This window comes from Gordonibacter sp. RACS_AR49, assembly GCF_030418435.1.
GTDB lineage: Bacteria > Actinomycetota > Coriobacteriia > Coriobacteriales > Eggerthellaceae > Gordonibacter > Gordonibacter urolithinfaciens.
Genome location: NZ_JAIUDM010000007.1, coordinates 118,230 through 133,329 on the forward strand (window position 1 = coordinate 118,230; position 15,100 = coordinate 133,329).

General features: G+C 65.4%; 14 protein-coding genes. 3 read left to right on the plus strand and 11 right to left on the minus strand.

The features are described from left to right. Positions 1–35 precede the first annotated feature (35 nt). The 4 genes from LB310_RS11775 to LB310_RS11790 all read right to left on the minus strand — a co-directional run bounded on the left by LB310_RS11775 (position 36) and on the right by LB310_RS11790 (position 4,932). On the minus strand, positions 36–578 hold the full coding sequence (locus tag LB310_RS11775; protein ID WP_157005866.1) for a hypothetical protein: 543 nt from the start codon (positions 576–578) through the stop codon (positions 36–38). A gap of 120 nt (positions 579–698) precedes the next feature. After that, a complete protein-coding gene (locus tag LB310_RS11780) occupies positions 699–1,994 on the minus strand; it encodes a nitrate/nitrite transporter (protein WP_087190609.1) in 1,296 nt (431 codons plus the stop codon). Positions 1,995–2,194: 200 nt separating this feature from the next. Then, positions 2,195–2,554, minus strand: coding sequence for a 4Fe-4S dicluster domain-containing protein (locus LB310_RS11785; RefSeq protein ID WP_096228358.1), 360 nt, complete (start codon positions 2,552–2,554; stop codon positions 2,195–2,197). After that, positions 2,554–4,932, minus strand: a complete 2,379-nt coding sequence (locus LB310_RS11790) for a molybdopterin-dependent oxidoreductase (protein WP_161959474.1) — start codon at positions 4,930–4,932, stop codon at positions 2,554–2,556. The genes LB310_RS11785 and LB310_RS11790 overlap by 1 nt, the downstream gene beginning before the upstream one ends. A gap of 268 nt (positions 4,933–5,200) precedes the next feature. On the opposite strand from LB310_RS11790, the gene LB310_RS11795 reads away from it, so the two are divergent. Both LB310_RS11795 and LB310_RS11800 read left to right on the plus strand, forming a co-directional pair. Beyond that, entirely contained in the window at positions 5,201–5,452 is a 252-nt protein-coding gene (locus LB310_RS11795; RefSeq protein ID WP_157005862.1) for a type II toxin-antitoxin system Phd/YefM family antitoxin, read from the plus strand. A gap of 2 nt (positions 5,453–5,454) precedes the next feature. Next, positions 5,455–5,748 carry a Txe/YoeB family addiction module toxin gene (locus LB310_RS11800; RefSeq protein WP_278805792.1) on the plus strand — a complete coding sequence of 98 codons (294 nt, stop codon included), beginning with the start codon at positions 5,455–5,457 and terminating at the stop codon, positions 5,746–5,748. Between the two features lie 36 nt (positions 5,749–5,784). Here the strand turns inward: LB310_RS11800 and LB310_RS11805 are convergent, their stop codons facing one another. The 6 genes from LB310_RS11805 to LB310_RS11830 form a co-directional block, all read right to left on the minus strand. Further along, positions 5,785–7,245, minus strand: a complete 1,461-nt coding sequence (locus LB310_RS11805) for a helix-turn-helix transcriptional regulator (RefSeq protein ID WP_301155094.1) — start codon at positions 7,243–7,245, stop codon at positions 5,785–5,787. Positions 7,246–7,477: 232 nt separating this feature from the next. Next, positions 7,478–9,004 carry a hypothetical protein gene (locus tag LB310_RS11810; RefSeq protein WP_301155095.1) on the minus strand — a complete coding sequence of 509 codons (1,527 nt, stop codon included), beginning with the start codon at positions 9,002–9,004 and terminating at the stop codon, positions 7,478–7,480. Positions 9,005–9,101: 97 nt separating this feature from the next. Next, entirely contained in the window at positions 9,102–9,512 is a 411-nt protein-coding gene (locus tag LB310_RS11815) for a SufE family protein (RefSeq protein ID WP_157005856.1), read from the minus strand. Then, positions 9,466–10,737, minus strand: coding sequence for an aminotransferase class V-fold PLP-dependent enzyme (locus LB310_RS11820; RefSeq protein WP_157005854.1), 1,272 nt, complete (start codon positions 10,735–10,737; stop codon positions 9,466–9,468). Before LB310_RS11820 ends, LB310_RS11815 begins: the two co-directional genes overlap by 47 nt. Next, positions 10,734–11,171 carry a hypothetical protein gene (locus tag LB310_RS11825; protein WP_278805796.1) on the minus strand — a complete coding sequence of 146 codons (438 nt, stop codon included), beginning with the start codon at positions 11,169–11,171 and terminating at the stop codon, positions 10,734–10,736. Before LB310_RS11825 ends, LB310_RS11820 begins: the two co-directional genes overlap by 4 nt. Before the next feature lie 46 nt (positions 11,172–11,217). Next, positions 11,218–12,753: a fucose isomerase gene (locus tag LB310_RS11830; protein ID WP_157005850.1), complete on the minus strand. Its 1,536-nt coding sequence runs from the start codon at positions 12,751–12,753 to the stop codon at positions 11,218–11,220. A gap of 130 nt (positions 12,754–12,883) precedes the next feature. Between LB310_RS11830 and LB310_RS11835 the strand changes: the two genes are divergently transcribed. After that, complete coding sequence (locus LB310_RS11835; RefSeq protein WP_278805797.1) at positions 12,884–14,551, plus strand: CdaR family transcriptional regulator; 1,668 nt, start codon at positions 12,884–12,886, stop codon at positions 14,549–14,551. A gap of 114 nt (positions 14,552–14,665) precedes the next feature. Here the strand turns inward: LB310_RS11835 and LB310_RS11840 are convergent, their stop codons facing one another. After that, positions 14,666–15,001, minus strand: coding sequence for a hypothetical protein (locus tag LB310_RS11840; protein ID WP_278805798.1), 336 nt, complete (start codon positions 14,999–15,001; stop codon positions 14,666–14,668). Between the last annotated feature and the right edge of the window lie 99 nt (positions 15,002–15,100).

The window sequence follows — 15,100 nt, forward strand, 5'->3', positions numbered from 1 at the left end:
TCCTTTCTCGGCCACGGCGCGGCGGATCTACGCCGTTAGCCCTTCTTCGCCGGCACGGGGTCCCGCTCGGCCTCCCATTGCTCGAGTATCACGCTGCCGCGGTACTTGTACACGCCGTAGATGCCGGCGAAGTCGTAGCCGGCGCAGGAGAACGTGCCGCCGATCGACGTGACGAACTCGGCCGCCTCCACGTTGAACGCGCCGCGCTCGAACACGTAGAGGTTCGCGATGCTGTCGCGGCTGCCGGTAGGGGCCAGGAACAGGCCCGTGCCGAACTGCACCGGCAGCCCGTCGCCCTTGAGGCGCAGGTTCTCCACGGCCAGGACGGGTTCGAAGCGGCCGATCCAGCTCTTGCGTTTGAGCGCCGCCCACTCCGCCCATACCGACGTGCCCTTCTGGGCGTCGTCGGCGTAGATGGCGTTGAAGAAGTCCTGGTAGGATGCCGAGCCTTCCAGGTACGGCGCATAGTCAGGCGACACGTCCGGGCCCGCCGACACGTACAGCAGCAGGCGTTCCAGCGCGGCGCGCGAGGCGAGCGGCGCCTTCGAAATGCTCTCTTCCAGTTCCCGGTAGTCCATGGTGTCTCCTCTTTCCTTGTCATCCCGGAATCTCGGCCGGGGGTCGTCGGCGGGCGGTACGGGCGCTCCCGCCGATGTGCGGCGTCGGCGGGAGCGCCCGATGCGCGGGACGGCGTCGGGCTAGAATCCGCGCGGCCAGGCCTCCTCGGCCGGCACATCGTCGAGCGTCTTCACGTTTTTGCCGCGCGGCAGGATGAACAGGCACAGCACGAAGGCGATCACGTAGGCGGGGATCTGCAGCACGATGCCGGCCATGTCCCAGCCGATGGCCTCCTGCAGCGCTCCGAACACGGGCGAGCCCAGCGTGGAGCCCAGGTTCTGGCAGAACTGCATGATGGCCATGGCCATGGTGGCGCCCATGGCGGTGTTGCGCATGAGCATCGGCGCCATGGGGCGCAGGCTGCCACCGCACATGCCGCCGCCCACGCCCTGCAGCACGATGACGAACCACATGACCGCGACCGCTCCCGGACCGGTGTAGAACATGCACCAACCGGTCAGGAACAGCATGCCCATCATCACGAGGCCCACGAGGTACTTGCGGCCGAGCGGCAGGCGGTCGGACACGAAGCCCGTGAGCGGCGCCACGATAAGCGACAGGAGCATGATGATGGACGACAGCGACGAGGCGGTCTGCGCGCCGAAGCCCAGCTGCGTCTCCAGGAACGTGTTGTAGTACGTGTTCATGATGCCGATGGTGGTGAAGGCGAACAGGAAGAACACGGCGCCCAAGATCCAGATGCGGCGGTTCTTGCAGTACTTGAGCGACTCTTTGAACGTGCCCTCCACGCCCATGTCGCCCGTGGCGCCCGGAGGCATCTTGTACACGAGGGCGAACAGCAGGAATGCCACGGCGCAAACGGCTGCGATGACGAAGAACACCGCCTGGTAGCCCAGCGCGCCGGCGATGGCGGGCGCGCTGTTGAAGGCCACGACGGAGCCCACGGGCACCCAGGTGGCCCAGATGCCGAGCGCGAGCCCCCGCTTGCGCTCCGGAAACCATATGGTCACGCACGAAGGCGCGGCCACGCCGATGAGGCCGATGCCCACGCCCTCTAAAAGGCGGCTGGCCATGAGCACGTTGAGGTCGCTCGTGAGGCCACCCACGGCCGAGCCCGCGCCCAGGCAGGCCACCGACAGCAGGATGACGTTCTTCAGCCCCATGCGCCGTGCGATGAACGCGGCGGGGAAGGCCAGCACCACGCCGATGACGGCGATGGCGCTCATGAGCGTGCCGAACGTTACGGAATCGAGCGCGCCGTGGAACGCCGGGAACAGCCACGACGCCAGCGGCGGTATCTTGAACTGGCACAGCGGCGCGCAGAAGCTCGCCAGGTACGTGACGGCCAGGATGCCCCAGGCCTTGCCGGAAACCTTGCCCTGCTTGGCTATCTGGTCTGCAGTCAACTCAACCATGCGAAATCACCCCTTGGAAACGCATCTCCCCGAAATCCATTCCCTTTCGGCATTTCCTCGCCGTCCCGCAGTCGACGGGGAAACGCCGAAAGAAGGCAGCTGGCCGGGCCGCCCTTCGAAAACCAGGCGACGGCAAAGGGCCAGTAGCCGAAAACCGGAGGCTGGATAGGCTTCGCGCCGATCCAGCCTCCCTCATGCCTCTATGCGCAGGGCGGCACCCACAGGTACTGCTGCGGCTTGGCGTCCAAGCGCTTCGCGAGCTCGTCCACCGGGCCGAACTCCATGCACTTGGCCTGGCAGTGGAACACGCAGGAGGGGAGCTTGCCCTTCTCCTGGCGGTCGGCGCACAAATCGCAGATCTTCGTGAACGCCGGGATGAAGTCGTAGACGTAGTTGTCCGTCTCGTTGCCTTCGGCGTCCTTCACCGGCCACGGGCCGTTCTGCATGACCTTCACGCCCCACTGCTCGAGCGGCAGCTCGTGCTCGGCCTGGCAGGCCACCTCGCACGAGTAGCACCCCGTGCAGTACTGGTAGTCGACGAGAATTCCGTTGAGAGCCATTACAGTTCCTCCTCCTTGCAGCGGTACACCTTGCAGAGCGTGCACTTCAGGTCGGCACCGAAGCCGGTCGTGCCGGGCTTGTTGGCCAGAAGCTGGTTGATGTTGGACTGGCGGAAGCCGTACAGGTTGGGCTCGGCGCCGTCCTGCTCGGGGAACCACCAGCCGTGCTGCGCGGCGATCTCCTTCTCGTGCACCTCGAACGTGAGGCGGGCACGCTGGCGGCAGCGGCCGCGGTGGTTCTCGATCCAGACCCAGTCGCCCTCGGAGATGTTCAGGTCCTTGGCCGTGCGCGGGTGGATCTGCACCCACGGATCGGGTGTGAGCTGGCGCAGGTAGGGGATCTGGCGGTGCTCCGAGTGGAAGAACGACGTGGTGCGGGCGCCCGTGATCATGATGAGCGGGTACTCCTCGTACAGGTCGGGCGTGGTGACGGGCCCGATGCCCGGCTCCTCGATGTAGGGCAGCGGGTCATAGCCGAACTTCTCGAACAGCGTGGAGTAGAACTCGATGCGGCCCGTGGGGGTGTTGAAGCCGGGCTGGCCGTCGGGGCGCATGAGGCCCTTCTCGTACTTCTTGTACACGTACTTCTGGTAGACCGGGCCGTGCTCCATGAGCTCGTGGAACGTGAAGCCGGAGGGGCTCACGATCTCGTCGTACACCTCGTCCTCGGTCGCCCACGGCCAGGTGTGCTGCTTGCCCTCGGGGCGGCCGATGGCCTGGTTGAACTCGTCGTCGTTGTCGAAGTACTGGGCAAGCTCGCGGTTAATCTCGCAGTCCGACTTCGCCTCGCCCTCGGCCGCGCAGCCGCCCGTGATGGCGGAAAGGAAGTAGTAGTGGGCGCGTACGGAGTGCTTCTCGGCCCACGTCTGCACCGGCATGACGATGTCGGCGCACGACTGGATGGTAGGCGTCATGAAGATGTCCACGGCGGCGATGAACTCCGGCTTCTTCATGGCCTGGTACCAGCGCTCGGTCTCGCAGCTCATGCAGGCAATGCCGTTGGACGTCTGGATCCACACGCCCTTGACCTTGCCCTCCTCCATATACTCCAGGCACATGTCGGGCATGGCCTGGGTGAGGCCGTAGCGGTACATGGGGAATTCTTTCCAGCCCACGCGCTTCTTCTGCATCTCCTCGTTGATGAGGTCGTAGATGCCCCATGCGCCGGCGGACGGCTGGTCGACGCCCATGGGGGAGGCGGTGTAGCACATGCCGCCCGGCACGTCGAGGTTGCCGGTGATGGTCCACAGCGCGGCGATGGCGGCGGCGCAGGGCGTGCCCTGGCTCTGCATGTCCACGGCGAGGCCCCACACGACGTTGGCCGGCTTGGACGTGGCGAACAGGCGCGCAGCGGCGATGATCTTCTCCTTGGGGACCCACGTCATGGCCTCCACCTGGTCCAGCGACAGCTCGCGGGCGCGCTCGGCCAGCTCGTCGAAGCCGTAGGTCCAGCGCTCCACGAAGTCATGGTCGTAGAGATCTTCATCGATGATGACCTTGATCATGCCGAGGGCAAGTCCCGTGTCGGTGCCGGGGCGCAGCTGCAGGTGGATGTCGGCGTGTGCGGCGAGCCAGGTGACGCGCGGCTCGACGGAGATGAGCTTGCAGCCGAGCTTCATGGCGTCGGTGACCCAGTGCCCCATGAAGAAGTCGGGGTTGGAGATGGTGGGGTTGCAGCCCCACACGATGGTGCACTCGGGGCACACCCACTCGGGGTCGTCGTAGCGCAGCGCCGAGAACTGCGAGAAGTCGGCGATGAGCATGCCGCCGTAGGTCATGATCATGAGCGACAGGCGGGGCAGGTAGCAGGCGGTGCCGGACAGGAAGCCGTACTCGTTGGGGCTGCCGAACGTGTTCGCCATGCGGCCGACCTGCCACTGGTTGTCGCGTGCGGTGCCGCGCAGGCAGTGGATGGAGTCGCCGCCGTAGGTCATGGAGATGCGACGGAATTCCTTGTAGCAGGTTTCCAGCGCCTCGTCCCACGTGATGCGCTCCCACTGGCCGCTCCCGCGCTCGCCGGCACGCTTCATGGGGTGCAGGATGCGGTCGGGGTGGAACTCCACCTGCTTGAAGGCTAGGCACCTCGGGCACAGCGCGCCGCGGTTGTACGGGTCGTCCGGGTCGCCCTCGCACTTGATGAACTTGCCGGTCTCCTTGTCGGAGTACACCAGCACGCCGCAGCCCTCGTGGCAGCCCGGCGCGCTCCACACCGAGGTGCGGGTGACCACCATGCCGTCTTCCTCGTACTGGAAGGGCTTCGGATGCTTCCAGCGAGGGTCCACTTCCTGCCTCTTACCGGCGCCGAAGTTGAACTGGTTCTCCTCCTTGGACGTGCCGATCTCGTCGCGGTCCTTCTCCGCGACAGCGTTCTCTACCATCGCAACTCCTCTCGGTCTCCGGGCCTGTCGGGTGTCCGCCCCAATCGGCCCTCCCCTCTGGGGTTGCCAGCGAGTAAAGCACGCGATAGGTATGAGCCTATCGCGTGATGAGTATGCAGATTGGGAATCAGTACGTTGGTATGATGCGCTGAACAGGGACGATGGAAAAGGGGTAGGCGAGGCTCCTTGGTATGAAGACGAGGTTTCTTGACGTACGTAATTGCGTACGCTACTATAGAGCAAAAGAAACGAGGTAAGGAGACAGGCCATGACTTCGATCACTGCAACGGCTTTGCGGCAGAATATCTACCAGACCATCGCCCAGGTGAACGAGAACTGCACGCCCATCGCCATCACGAACAGCAAGGGGAAGGGGGCGGTGCTTATCGGCGAATCCGATTGGGCGGCTATCGAGGAAACGCTTTTCCTCGATAGCATTCCCGGCATGAGCGAATCGCTGCGGGCCGGCATGGCGGAAAAACCCGAGGACTGCCTTTCCGAAGACCGACTTGAGTGGTAGTTATGTATGCAGTGAAGTTCACGAAGCAGGCTGCAAAGGATGCAAAGAAGCTTAAAGCCGCTGGTCTCGATAAGAAGGCGAAAGCACTTGTCGAGGTGCTTAAGAATGATCCCTTTCAAGAGGCTCCTGCCTACGAAACGCTTGTGGGGAACCTCTCGGGCCTCTATTCGCGGCGCATCAACCTGCAGCATCGGCTCGTTTGTCAGGTATATGCAGAGCCCTTTGCCGAGGGCGGCGAGGAATTCGATGGCACGGTCAAAGTCGTGCGCATGTGGACCCATTACGAGGGACTCTAGCCTTCCGGCGCATTGCCGCTTTCCCGCGCCGTTCCGCTAGTCCTCCACCGGGAACTCCTCCACGAAGTCCATGAGCTTCTGCTGGGAGTGGATGTCGAGCTTGCGGTAGATGCTGTAGATGTGGCTCTTCACCGTGTGGGGCGATATGGTGAGCTTGCCCTGGATGTAGGCGGCGTTGCGCCCCTTCGCCAGGAACTTCAAGATATCGGTCTCGCGCGGGGAGAGCTGGTAGAGCTCGGCCACGGCGACGCAGCGGTGCTCGAAGAGCTCCTTCTCGCTAAGGTTGGACGGCACGGGAGCGGCGGGTTCGCGGGCGCCGATCGTCCCGCCGTCTGGCGCATGGTGCTCTTTCGAGGGGAAGAACAGCATGACCACCGCAACGAGCACGAACGCCATGCATAGGCGCACGATCATGAACGCGTCGGAATGGGCACCGTAGGCCATGGTCATGCCCGTGGCCACGCCCCAGCCCACGAGGAAGCCCAGCGCGCTGAACACGAGGCGCGCAGGCGCCTGGCGAAACACCGGCGTGTCCCAGCGTTCGACGCTCTTCTTCACGATGAACGCGTAGTTCACCGATACGAACGCCGCCCACGACGCCACGACCAGGCACGAGCATGCCAGCTGGATGGCCTCGGTGGCGAAGGGCATGGAGAGGCATGCCAGCACGGTGATGCACAGCAACACGCGCTGGATGACGGTGATGCCCACGGCCTTGCCCGAAAGCGCGAGCACGGCGATCAAACCGGCGCCGGGTATCACGAACAGAAGACCCACGAGCACGTCTTGCTGGCCTGAGTTGAACAGGTACACGAACGTCAGGCCGAACACGATGCCGAACGCCACGAGCGAGGGTTCTATCTCCCAGGTGAACTCCCAGGTGTTCTTGCACGAGCCGGCGGGGGGCGCATCGGCGTTGCCTTCGGCGCGCTCGCCGGCGAAACGGAGGAGGCCGACGCTCAGCAGCGCATAGACAATGCAGAACACGGGTTGTACGGCCTCGGGAACGATGGCGGCGAGGACGAACAGCGCCCCGCCGCCCACGAGCGACAGGCTCGTGAAGCGCGGAAAGCTCTTCACCCTGATGCGGCTGCTCGCATCGAGCCAGCTCACCGTCAGCGATGCGCCGCCCAGGCCCGCGCAAAGGTTCACAACGCACAGCACTGGGGAGGGCACGTCCACGCCGAGGCCCAGAAACAGGGCGGCGATGGGCAAGAGCAGCGCCAGCGCAGCATCGGTCGCAAGCGCGGACAGCCTGAACGGATCGAACCGGGCGTTTTTGGCAAGAAGGTGCAGGGTCAAATATCCCAGTGCCAGACCTGCGAAAACGAATAATTGGATGGCATCGCGCTCGGCCACGGGGGTGTCCTGGATGAACTCGGCGAAAAGCCAATAGTACGATACGAGCATCCACCCGAAAAAGCAGGAGAACCCGCCGATCCCCAGCAGCTCCATGGCGCCGATGCGGCGCTTCGAAGAAGCCTTACCCTCGTCCATCGAACCCCCCTGCGGTGCCCGGCCATAACATCATAGGAGAAACTGAACACGATCGCTGCGCCCTGGCCAAGCACCTCCGCAGGACGCGACCCCAACATCTCCGAAAACCCAGTATACCGCAAATCAGCTGTTCATGTTTGCGTCCGCCCCGGTTCGACCTTCGGGGGCGGGACGGACGCAAACGGGATCGAAGGGGCGTCGTGCCGATACGCTTGGCGCGACGAGGCCCGTTCTACACGGAGACGACTTCCAACTTGAGCGTTTCAGCGAGAAGCGTCAGTTCCCGCGTGATGTCGCCGAACACGAGCGGAAGCATGAGGCCGACCTTCGCCTGCTCCTTGTACAAGCGGTATCCGTCGCTCACACGGAACACGAAACCGCCGTTGCAGTTGTGCAGGTCGTAGCCGTATCCTTTGACGATTTCGCCCTTGACCACGAGCAGCTTCCTGCAGTCGCCCGAGAAGCGCGCGAGCGTCACGGTTTTTCCGATGTCGGCGTTGAAATCCCGGTGGAATACGGCGCCGAATTGCTGGTCGTAGGCGAAGTGGCGGATCGCGTAAGGGCCGACCGGCCCCTCGACGCCCTCGACCTTGCGCATCATGGGCGACATGTTCACGCAGTACAGGTTCGAGGTGTCCTCGATGGCGGAGCGGTCTTGCTCGGGGATCTGGTCGAGCCATTGAACGCTGCCTTGCGATTCTACGAGGGGCAGGGTGTTGGCCATGTAGGGCACGTGCCCGGAAAGGCACAGCTCGGCCATCATGGTCAACGTGGCGGCGATGTCGTACTTGCAGGCGGAGGCGATGCCGCGTTCGTTGTTCAGCTGGTGGTTCAGGCAGAAGGTGAACTTCTCGTCGTTGAGCCGACGCGTGGAGCAGAGGTCGGGGCAGGGGATGGCGCAGCCGCTGCAGTCGTGCGCGTCGAGGTGCTTGTTGACGATCTTCCATGCTTTCAACGAGTTGAGCAGGTACTCCTTCGAGATGTCGCACTCTTCGGCACCGCTTATCAGCTCGTCGGCGTAGGCATCCAGCTCGGCCAGGTCGTCGTTGGTTAGGTTGGGCGTGGTGCGTCCGGGGGTGGTCGTGTTACCCTCGGCGGTCAACGGCTTCATCTGCTCGACGAGCTCGTGGAAGTTGACGGGCCTGAAGCTCGTGCCGAACGTGGCCGACGCCTGTTCGAGCGAGATAAACGAGTCGTCCGCTCCGGCGAGCGCCATGGTGTCGCCGAATCGGGTGACCAGCAGCACGTTCGCCTCCGCAAGCGCCTTGCGAGCTCTGAGCGCTTTCAGGTAATCGGACACCTCGGGCCAATCGTAAGGCACGTAGACCTCGGCCCCGATGTTGAACAGATAGGCCGATTTCATAGGGTTCCACTGGTTCGGGCATATGATGAGGGGTTTTTTGCACTTGCGCCCGAACTCGCGCCAGACGCGGTCGGCGCCGAACAGCGTGAGAACGAAGTACGCATCCGCCGTCACGTCATCCTCCATGAGCTTCTCGAGGAAGCCGTCGTCGATGTCCCAATCGTCGGTCGCGGTGACTGCGGCGGACTCGAGCAGCGTGCAGGCATCGTCGGGGCAGCTGGCGCGCAGGTCCGCCATGACGCCTTTGACGATCTTCGCGTTCAGCACGTCGTCGAATCCCGGTTGGAGCGCGTCCCCTCCGGTCATTCGGCAAGGGCCCTCGTAATAGTACTTATGCGAGAACAGGCAGAACACCGGTTTTATGTTCAATTTCACATCGAGACACGATTTGGACATGGTTCCTCCTCATTTTGCCGTTCGAACGGCTTTGGTAGTTGCTCGTAGCGCATCCTGTCGGCCGCCGAAGCGCTTGAGCGCGTTGGCGGGCCCCTCCCTAGGTTGCGGTTTGCCTGCCGATGATCTTCCTGACGATCGCCTCCAATCCGCGCAGCTGGGTTTTCGTGAAATGGCGTGCGAACGCCTCGTCGTCCAGCAGGCCGCACGGGTAGCCTGCGAGCTCTTCGGGGCGCCTGCCGTCGAACAGCTCCTCCAAAAGGGCGAGGGCCCCGCGGATGGCGATGGACTCCGAGTCGCCGACGAGGCGCACGGCGCCGTCGGCATGGTGCCGTGCGTCGATCCAGGTTTTGACCTGGCATTCCCTGACGAGGTGCTCGTCGTCGCGCAAGCTGTCGGGGTAGGGCTCGGCATCGCCGGCGCAGGCGACGAGGTAGGCGTACTGCAGAACGGGGTCGTCCAGCTCATGCAGGTCGGCCAGGATGTCCTCTTCGGTTTCGCGCACGTCCACGGACGCCGCCTCCTTTCAGTACGAGCGAGGCCTTTGCGAGCGCTTCGAGCAGGCGGTCTATATCGTCCTTTGAAGTGAAGGGGGCGACCGACGCGCGCACGGCTCCGGCGCATCCGAGCGCCTCGAGGTAGGGCTGGGCGCAATGGTGCCCCGAGCGCACGGCGACGCCGAGGCCATCGAGCAGCTTCGCCCAGTCGAAGGGGGAGGCGACGTCGACGGAGAAGGAGAGACATCCGGTCCTCTCGGGCGCTCGCCCCAGCACCTGCGCGCCCTCGATGTTCGCGAGTCCCGCTTCAAGCCGGTCGATCAGCCGCCGCTCGCGCAACCGGCAGGCGTCCAGGTCGTGCGCGCGCCAGTAGCGCATGGCGCTCGCCAGCCCGACGGCCCCGTCGATGGGCGGGGTTCCCGCCTCGAACCGCTCGACGTCGTCGGAGAGGACGGCGCGGTCGCTCGTGACCTCCCACACCGTGCCGCCTCCGAACGAGGCGGGCTCGAGCGTCTCCAACAGCGGCCCGCGCACCCAGAGGCCGCCGATGCCGGTGGGCGCGCCCAGCTTGTGGCCGGAGAAGGCGTACATGTCGCAGCCGAGGGCGGAAACGTCGGTGGGAAGGTGGACGACCCCCTGTGCCCCGTCCACGACCACCACGGCGTCGCTGCGCTCGTGCGCGATGCCGCTGAGGAGTGCGCAGTCGTTGGCGATGCCGGTGACGTTCGAGAGCTGCGTGAACGCGACGATCTTCGTGCTCTCGTCCACGAGCGCGCGGAAGGCGCCCGTGTCGAGCGCGCCCGCGCCGTCCACGGGCGCGACGCGCAGATCGCAGCCGGTCCTGCGCGCCAGGCTTCGCCAGACGAGGATGTTGGAGTGGTGCTCCATCGCGGTGATGACGACGTTCGACCGCTCGTCGAGCCGCGGGGCCAGCATGGCGGCCGCCTTGTTGAGGGAATCGGTGGTGCCGGAGGTGAACACGAGCTCCGGTTCGTTTCCGCCGATGAACTCTGCGGCGGTGCGACGCGCTTCGTCGTAGCGCCGCGACGACTCCTCGGACAACGTGTGCACGCCGCGATGGATGTTCGCGTAGCTGTTCGAGCGGAAGGCGCACAGCTCGTCGAGCACGAGCCGGGGCATGGGCAGGGTGGCCGCGTTGTCCAGGTAGACGAGCGGCCGGCCGTTCACCGTGCGGGCGAGGAGGGGGAAGTCGCCGCGCGCGAACGCGTCGCGGCTCATTTCCCGGCTCCGTCGTCCGAAGCCGGGAAAGCTGCGAACATCAGATCCGCCAGCTCGTCGGTCGTGTCGGCGAGCCCGGCGCGCAGGCCGTCGAGCGCCACGCCGAACTCGCGCTGCAGCGCCATGATCAGCAGCGCCTGCTTCATGTCGACCGACCGCGCGCCGTCGCAGGTTGCCGGGCGCTCGGCTTCGACCACCTGGTCGGGATCGGTTCTGAGCGCTTTCGCGAGGCTCTCCTCCGCCAGGTCCTCCAGCGAACGGCTCGGCGCATCGGCGGCTTCGAGGCCGAATTTCGCCAGCACGTACCGAAACAGGTGCTCGCGCAAGAGCTCGGCGGTCAACGTCCCCTCGGCGCGCTTCTCGCAGACGGCGTCGACCTGGTTCGCCGCTGCGCGCTTGTCCGCCAGCAGCCTCTCTTTGATGTCGCGACGCATCGCATCTCCTCTTCTTCGGCGCGTTGCGGCGGCCTCGCGGGGCGTGCTACGCGCGCACGGGTTCCATGCCCAGGCGCTTCGCCAGCTCCTCCAGGTCGTCGGCGATGTCGCCGTACACGAGCGGCAGGTGCAGGCCGAAGCGCATCTGCTTCTTGAACAGATCGCGCGTGTCGGCCACCTTGAACACGAAGCCGCCGTTGCAGTTGTCGGTGTCGAAGCCGGTGCCGGTCACGATCTCTCCTGACACGATGAGCATCTCGTCGAGGTTGGGGGAGATGCGGCAAAGCGTGATCTTCTGCCCGGCATCGGCGGTGAAGTCGTGGCGCTGGATGGCGCCGAAGCCCTGGTCGTAGGCGAAGTGCCGCAGTGCGTACGCGTCGGCAGCCGCCTCGAGGCCGTGGAGCTTCCGGCAGGGTGTGGAGTGGATGACCGAGTACATGTTCGCTGCGTCCTCGAGTGAGATGCCGGCCACGTCCTCCTCGTGCACGTTCACCGGCCATTCGATGCGGCCCTCCGTCACCACGACGGGCAGCGTGTTGCCCATGTAGGCGGCGCTGTTCGAGAGCGCCATCTCGGCGATCATGCACACGACGGACGTGATGTCGTACTCGCAGGCGCTTCCGAAGCCCTGCTCAAGGTTGAGCGAGTGCGCCAGGCAGAACGTGAACTGCTGCTCGTTCAGGCGGCGCGTCGAGCAGGCGTCCGGGCACGGCGCGGTGAACCCGGAGCAATCGTAGAGGTCCATGAGCTTTTGCACGACCGTCCAAGCGACGAGCGATTTGACCAAGAACCCCTTGTCGACGATGCAGGGGTCGGCGGAGGCCACCATCTCGTCGGCCATCTCCTCGCAGCGCGCCACCTCCTCGGGCGTGATGTTGGGCGTGGCGCGTCCGGGCGTGGTGGCGTTGCCCTCCTCGGGCAGCGGGTTCATCATGTCCATGAGCTCGTGCACGTTCACGTGGCGGAAATGGCATCCCAGCTGCCGCGTGACATCCGACAGGCAGGTGAACGAGTCGTTGCCGCCCGCTTTGGGCGTGGTGGAGTCGAAGCGGGGCGCGAGCAGGATGTTGGCCGTGCGCACGGCCTTTTCGGCACGCAGGATGGAGCAGTAGCGCGAGACCTCCGGCCAGTCGAAGGCCGGGAGGATGTCGGCGCCGCGCCGTTGGGCCGGCGCGGTGGACATGGCGCCGAACGACTTCGTGGGGTTCATGACCACGGGCTTGCTCGTGCGGCAGCAGAACTCCACGAGGATCTGGTTCGCGCCGAAGTTCGACATGACCACGTAGAGGTCGGTTTTCTGGTCGTCGGCCAGCATCTCCTCGAAGTAGGAGTCCTTGATGTCCCAGTCGTCGGTGCCGCGCACGATGGCGGGTTCGAGCACGTTCGCGCCCGTCGACGCCACGTACTTGTCCACGTTGGCTAAAAAGCCCTTGAGCATCTTGCCCTGCACGACGGCGTCGAACCCGGGCTTGATGGCGTCCCCGCCCGCCATGCGGCAGGGCCCCTCGTAGTAGTACTGGTGCTCGAAGCCGATGAACACGGGCTTCACGGTGAGCTTGATGTCGGTGACGCTTCGCTTCATGGACGTACCCCTTTCGATGCGCGTAGGCCCGGAACCGTGGAGGGCCTTGGAAACCTAGCATTATCTTAGAATGCGCACCCACTCAAAGATATGTCAAAATGCACATGAATACACGCTATAATGCAGCATTATGACAATTACGTGCAACATGGTGGCGGATAGGGTGGGCGGCGGTGCCGTGCTCGTTGCCCCCGAAGGCGCGTCTCCTCGATTCTCCCACGTCATAGCGGACGGGGAAGGGGAGCTTTGCGCGCTCGGCGCGTTGCGCGCCACGGTGGGCTCGACGCTGTTCGTGGGCGACGAGGCCTCGTGCATCGCGTACCTGACCCGCCACCCGGGTGGCTGGGCGCTGAGTGCGGGCGGATCGGCCGTGGAACCTTCGGCGTCGACGGCGGATGTTGGGGGTGCGGCCGCCACGAAGCCGGTCGACGCCGCGGCCGCATCCGTGGCAGACGCCGTGGCGGAGCGCCTGTTCGTCCTGCGTGCTTCCTGCACGCCCGCGCATGCAGCCGCCTGCGCGGCTGCCGAGCTCGCCGACACGCAGGCGTGGATTGCCCGCATGCAGGAGGCGTTGCTCGCGGGCGGGGGCTACCAGGAGCTTGCAGACGCCGCCGAACCAGCGCTCGGCAACTCCCTTGCGCTGTCGGACGCGGGGTTCCGCATCATCGCGCACACGCGCCGGCTTCTTCCGCCCGATCCTCTGATGCGCGATTCTATCGAGCAGGGCAGGCTCAGCAGGGAGGCGCTCGACTCGTTCAGGCGGCACGGCCGCCCGCAGCGATGGAGCACGCAAACGGGCGTGCACGTGCTAGAGGGCTATGGAGGCTGCCCCATCGTGGAGTGCATCTTTCGCGTGGAGGGTGTCTACGCCGCCCATCTTGTCATGCACTGCGACCGTCGGCCCCTCACCGAGGGCTTGCTGGACAAGCTAGCCTTGCTTTGCACGTGCATCGAGCTGAACTTGAAGAAGGAGCTGCCGGCCAGCAGGCTGTTCGATCAAGGCCCCGCTCGCGTGCTCGCCGACCTGGCGGCCGGCATGCCCGTTTCGCGCCGCAGCTTGGAAGCGTGGTTCCGTGCGACAGGCCTATCGCGCGACGGACGGTTCGAGCTGGCGGTAGTGGATTACGGGTACCGTGACGACGAACGGCAGTTGGCGGTGAACGCATGCCTGCGCTTGCTCGACCTCTTCCCCGATGCGGTGGTCGGACTGCAGGACAACCGTGCGCTCGTGCTGCGCTCGCTCGCGGACTGCGATGACTCTTTCCGTGCGGCGATCGGACGCCACGCGCTGGAGTTCGGCGGCAGGGCCGGGCTGTCCGATCTGCTCGACCTCGTTGAAGACCTGCGCTACGCGTATCGTCAAGCGGACATCGCGCTGCAGATGTCGGCGGCCGAGGAGCACAGCGCCGAGGGAGACGTCGCCTTCGGCGACGACGGGAGGTCGGATGACGGCGCTCGGGACGGCGGCGCCTGCCGTTTCCGCGACTACTTCGTGGCCTATCTGCTGACGAGCGAGCACCAAGACGACGAGCTCGTGTCGTTCACCGTGTCGCACAGCGTGCCCGCGCGCCTGCGCGAGGCCGACCGCGCGGCGGGCACGCAGGACTGCGCGTTGTTGCTTTCGTACTTGGCGCTCGAGCGGCGCCCGTCAACCGTCGCGCAACGGCTGCACCTGCATCGCAACACGTTGTTGTACCGCGTGCGCCGCATGGAGCAGGAATACGGCATCGACCTCGACGATTGGCGCACACGCGAACGCCTGCTCGCCGAGTACCAGATCATGCGGTTCGGCGGGTGATCGAAGTCTCCGAACCGCATGATCTGGTACTCCCTTCAGGACCCTTGTTGCCTGCGCCGTTGCCTAAAGCGCGCGATTCCGCGAATGTTCGGCAACGGCTTCTTGCGGCCGGGCTCACGCCACGCCGGGCGGCTTGATGCCGCGCTCGCGCACGACGTCGTCGACCGACGCCATGCCCAGCTCGCGGCAGGCGCTCGCCACGCCCGGCGTCGCACCCGTCGCGGCGTCCACCCCGGCGGACGCCGCGCTCACGCCCGGAGGAGCGCACGCGGGCAGGGGCGCCTTTTCCCCGGCGGGATCGAGCGCCGCCGCCGCGTCGGCCAAGCTCGTCGCGGAGGTGACGGCATCTGTTTCGCCGCCGTCGGCGATGCCCTCGGCCGGGCAGGTTGCCCCGGTGACGGCGTCGAAGCGCTCGTCGGTCGGATGTTCGTTCGTTTGCCGTTCTCGCATGTTTTCTCGCTTCGTTTAGCTTCGTGCAATCGTATGCGCGGGTAGGCGCTTTCGGCTCGTGCCCCGCGTTCGGCGCCCGGCGGGTTGCGCGCCGCAGCA

Coding starts and splice junctions, on each gene's coding strand:
- LB310_RS11825 (WP_278805796.1), bottom strand. CDS start 11,171: ATGCGTCGCGACATCAAAGAGAGGCTGCTGGCGGACAAGCGCGCAGCG.
- LB310_RS11835 (WP_278805797.1), top strand. CDS start 12,884: ATGACAATTACGTGCAACATGGTGGCGGATAGGGTGGGCGGCGGTGCC.
- LB310_RS11840 (WP_278805798.1), bottom strand. CDS start 15,001: ATGCGAGAACGGCAAACGAACGAACATCCGACCGACGAGCGCTTCGAC.
- LB310_RS11800 (WP_278805792.1), top strand. CDS start 5,455: ATGTATGCAGTGAAGTTCACGAAGCAGGCTGCAAAGGATGCAAAGAAG.
- LB310_RS11785 (WP_096228358.1), bottom strand. CDS start 2,554: ATGGCTCTCAACGGAATTCTCGTCGACTACCAGTACTGCACGGGGTGC.
- LB310_RS11830 (WP_157005850.1), bottom strand. CDS start 12,753: ATGAAGCGAAGCGTCACCGACATCAAGCTCACCGTGAAGCCCGTGTTC.
- LB310_RS11810 (WP_301155095.1), bottom strand. CDS start 9,004: ATGTCCAAATCGTGTCTCGATGTGAAATTGAACATAAAACCGGTGTTC.
- LB310_RS11795 (WP_157005862.1), top strand. CDS start 5,201: ATGACTTCGATCACTGCAACGGCTTTGCGGCAGAATATCTACCAGACC.
- LB310_RS11805 (WP_301155094.1), bottom strand. CDS start 7,245: ATGGACGAGGGTAAGGCTTCTTCGAAGCGCCGCATCGGCGCCATGGAG.
- LB310_RS11820 (WP_157005854.1), bottom strand. CDS start 10,737: ATGAGCCGCGACGCGTTCGCGCGCGGCGACTTCCCCCTCCTCGCCCGC.
- LB310_RS11780 (WP_087190609.1), bottom strand. CDS start 1,994: ATGGTTGAGTTGACTGCAGACCAGATAGCCAAGCAGGGCAAGGTTTCC.
- LB310_RS11790 (WP_161959474.1), bottom strand. CDS start 4,932: ATGGTAGAGAACGCTGTCGCGGAGAAGGACCGCGACGAGATCGGCACG.
- LB310_RS11775 (WP_157005866.1), bottom strand. CDS start 578: ATGGACTACCGGGAACTGGAAGAGAGCATTTCGAAGGCGCCGCTCGCC.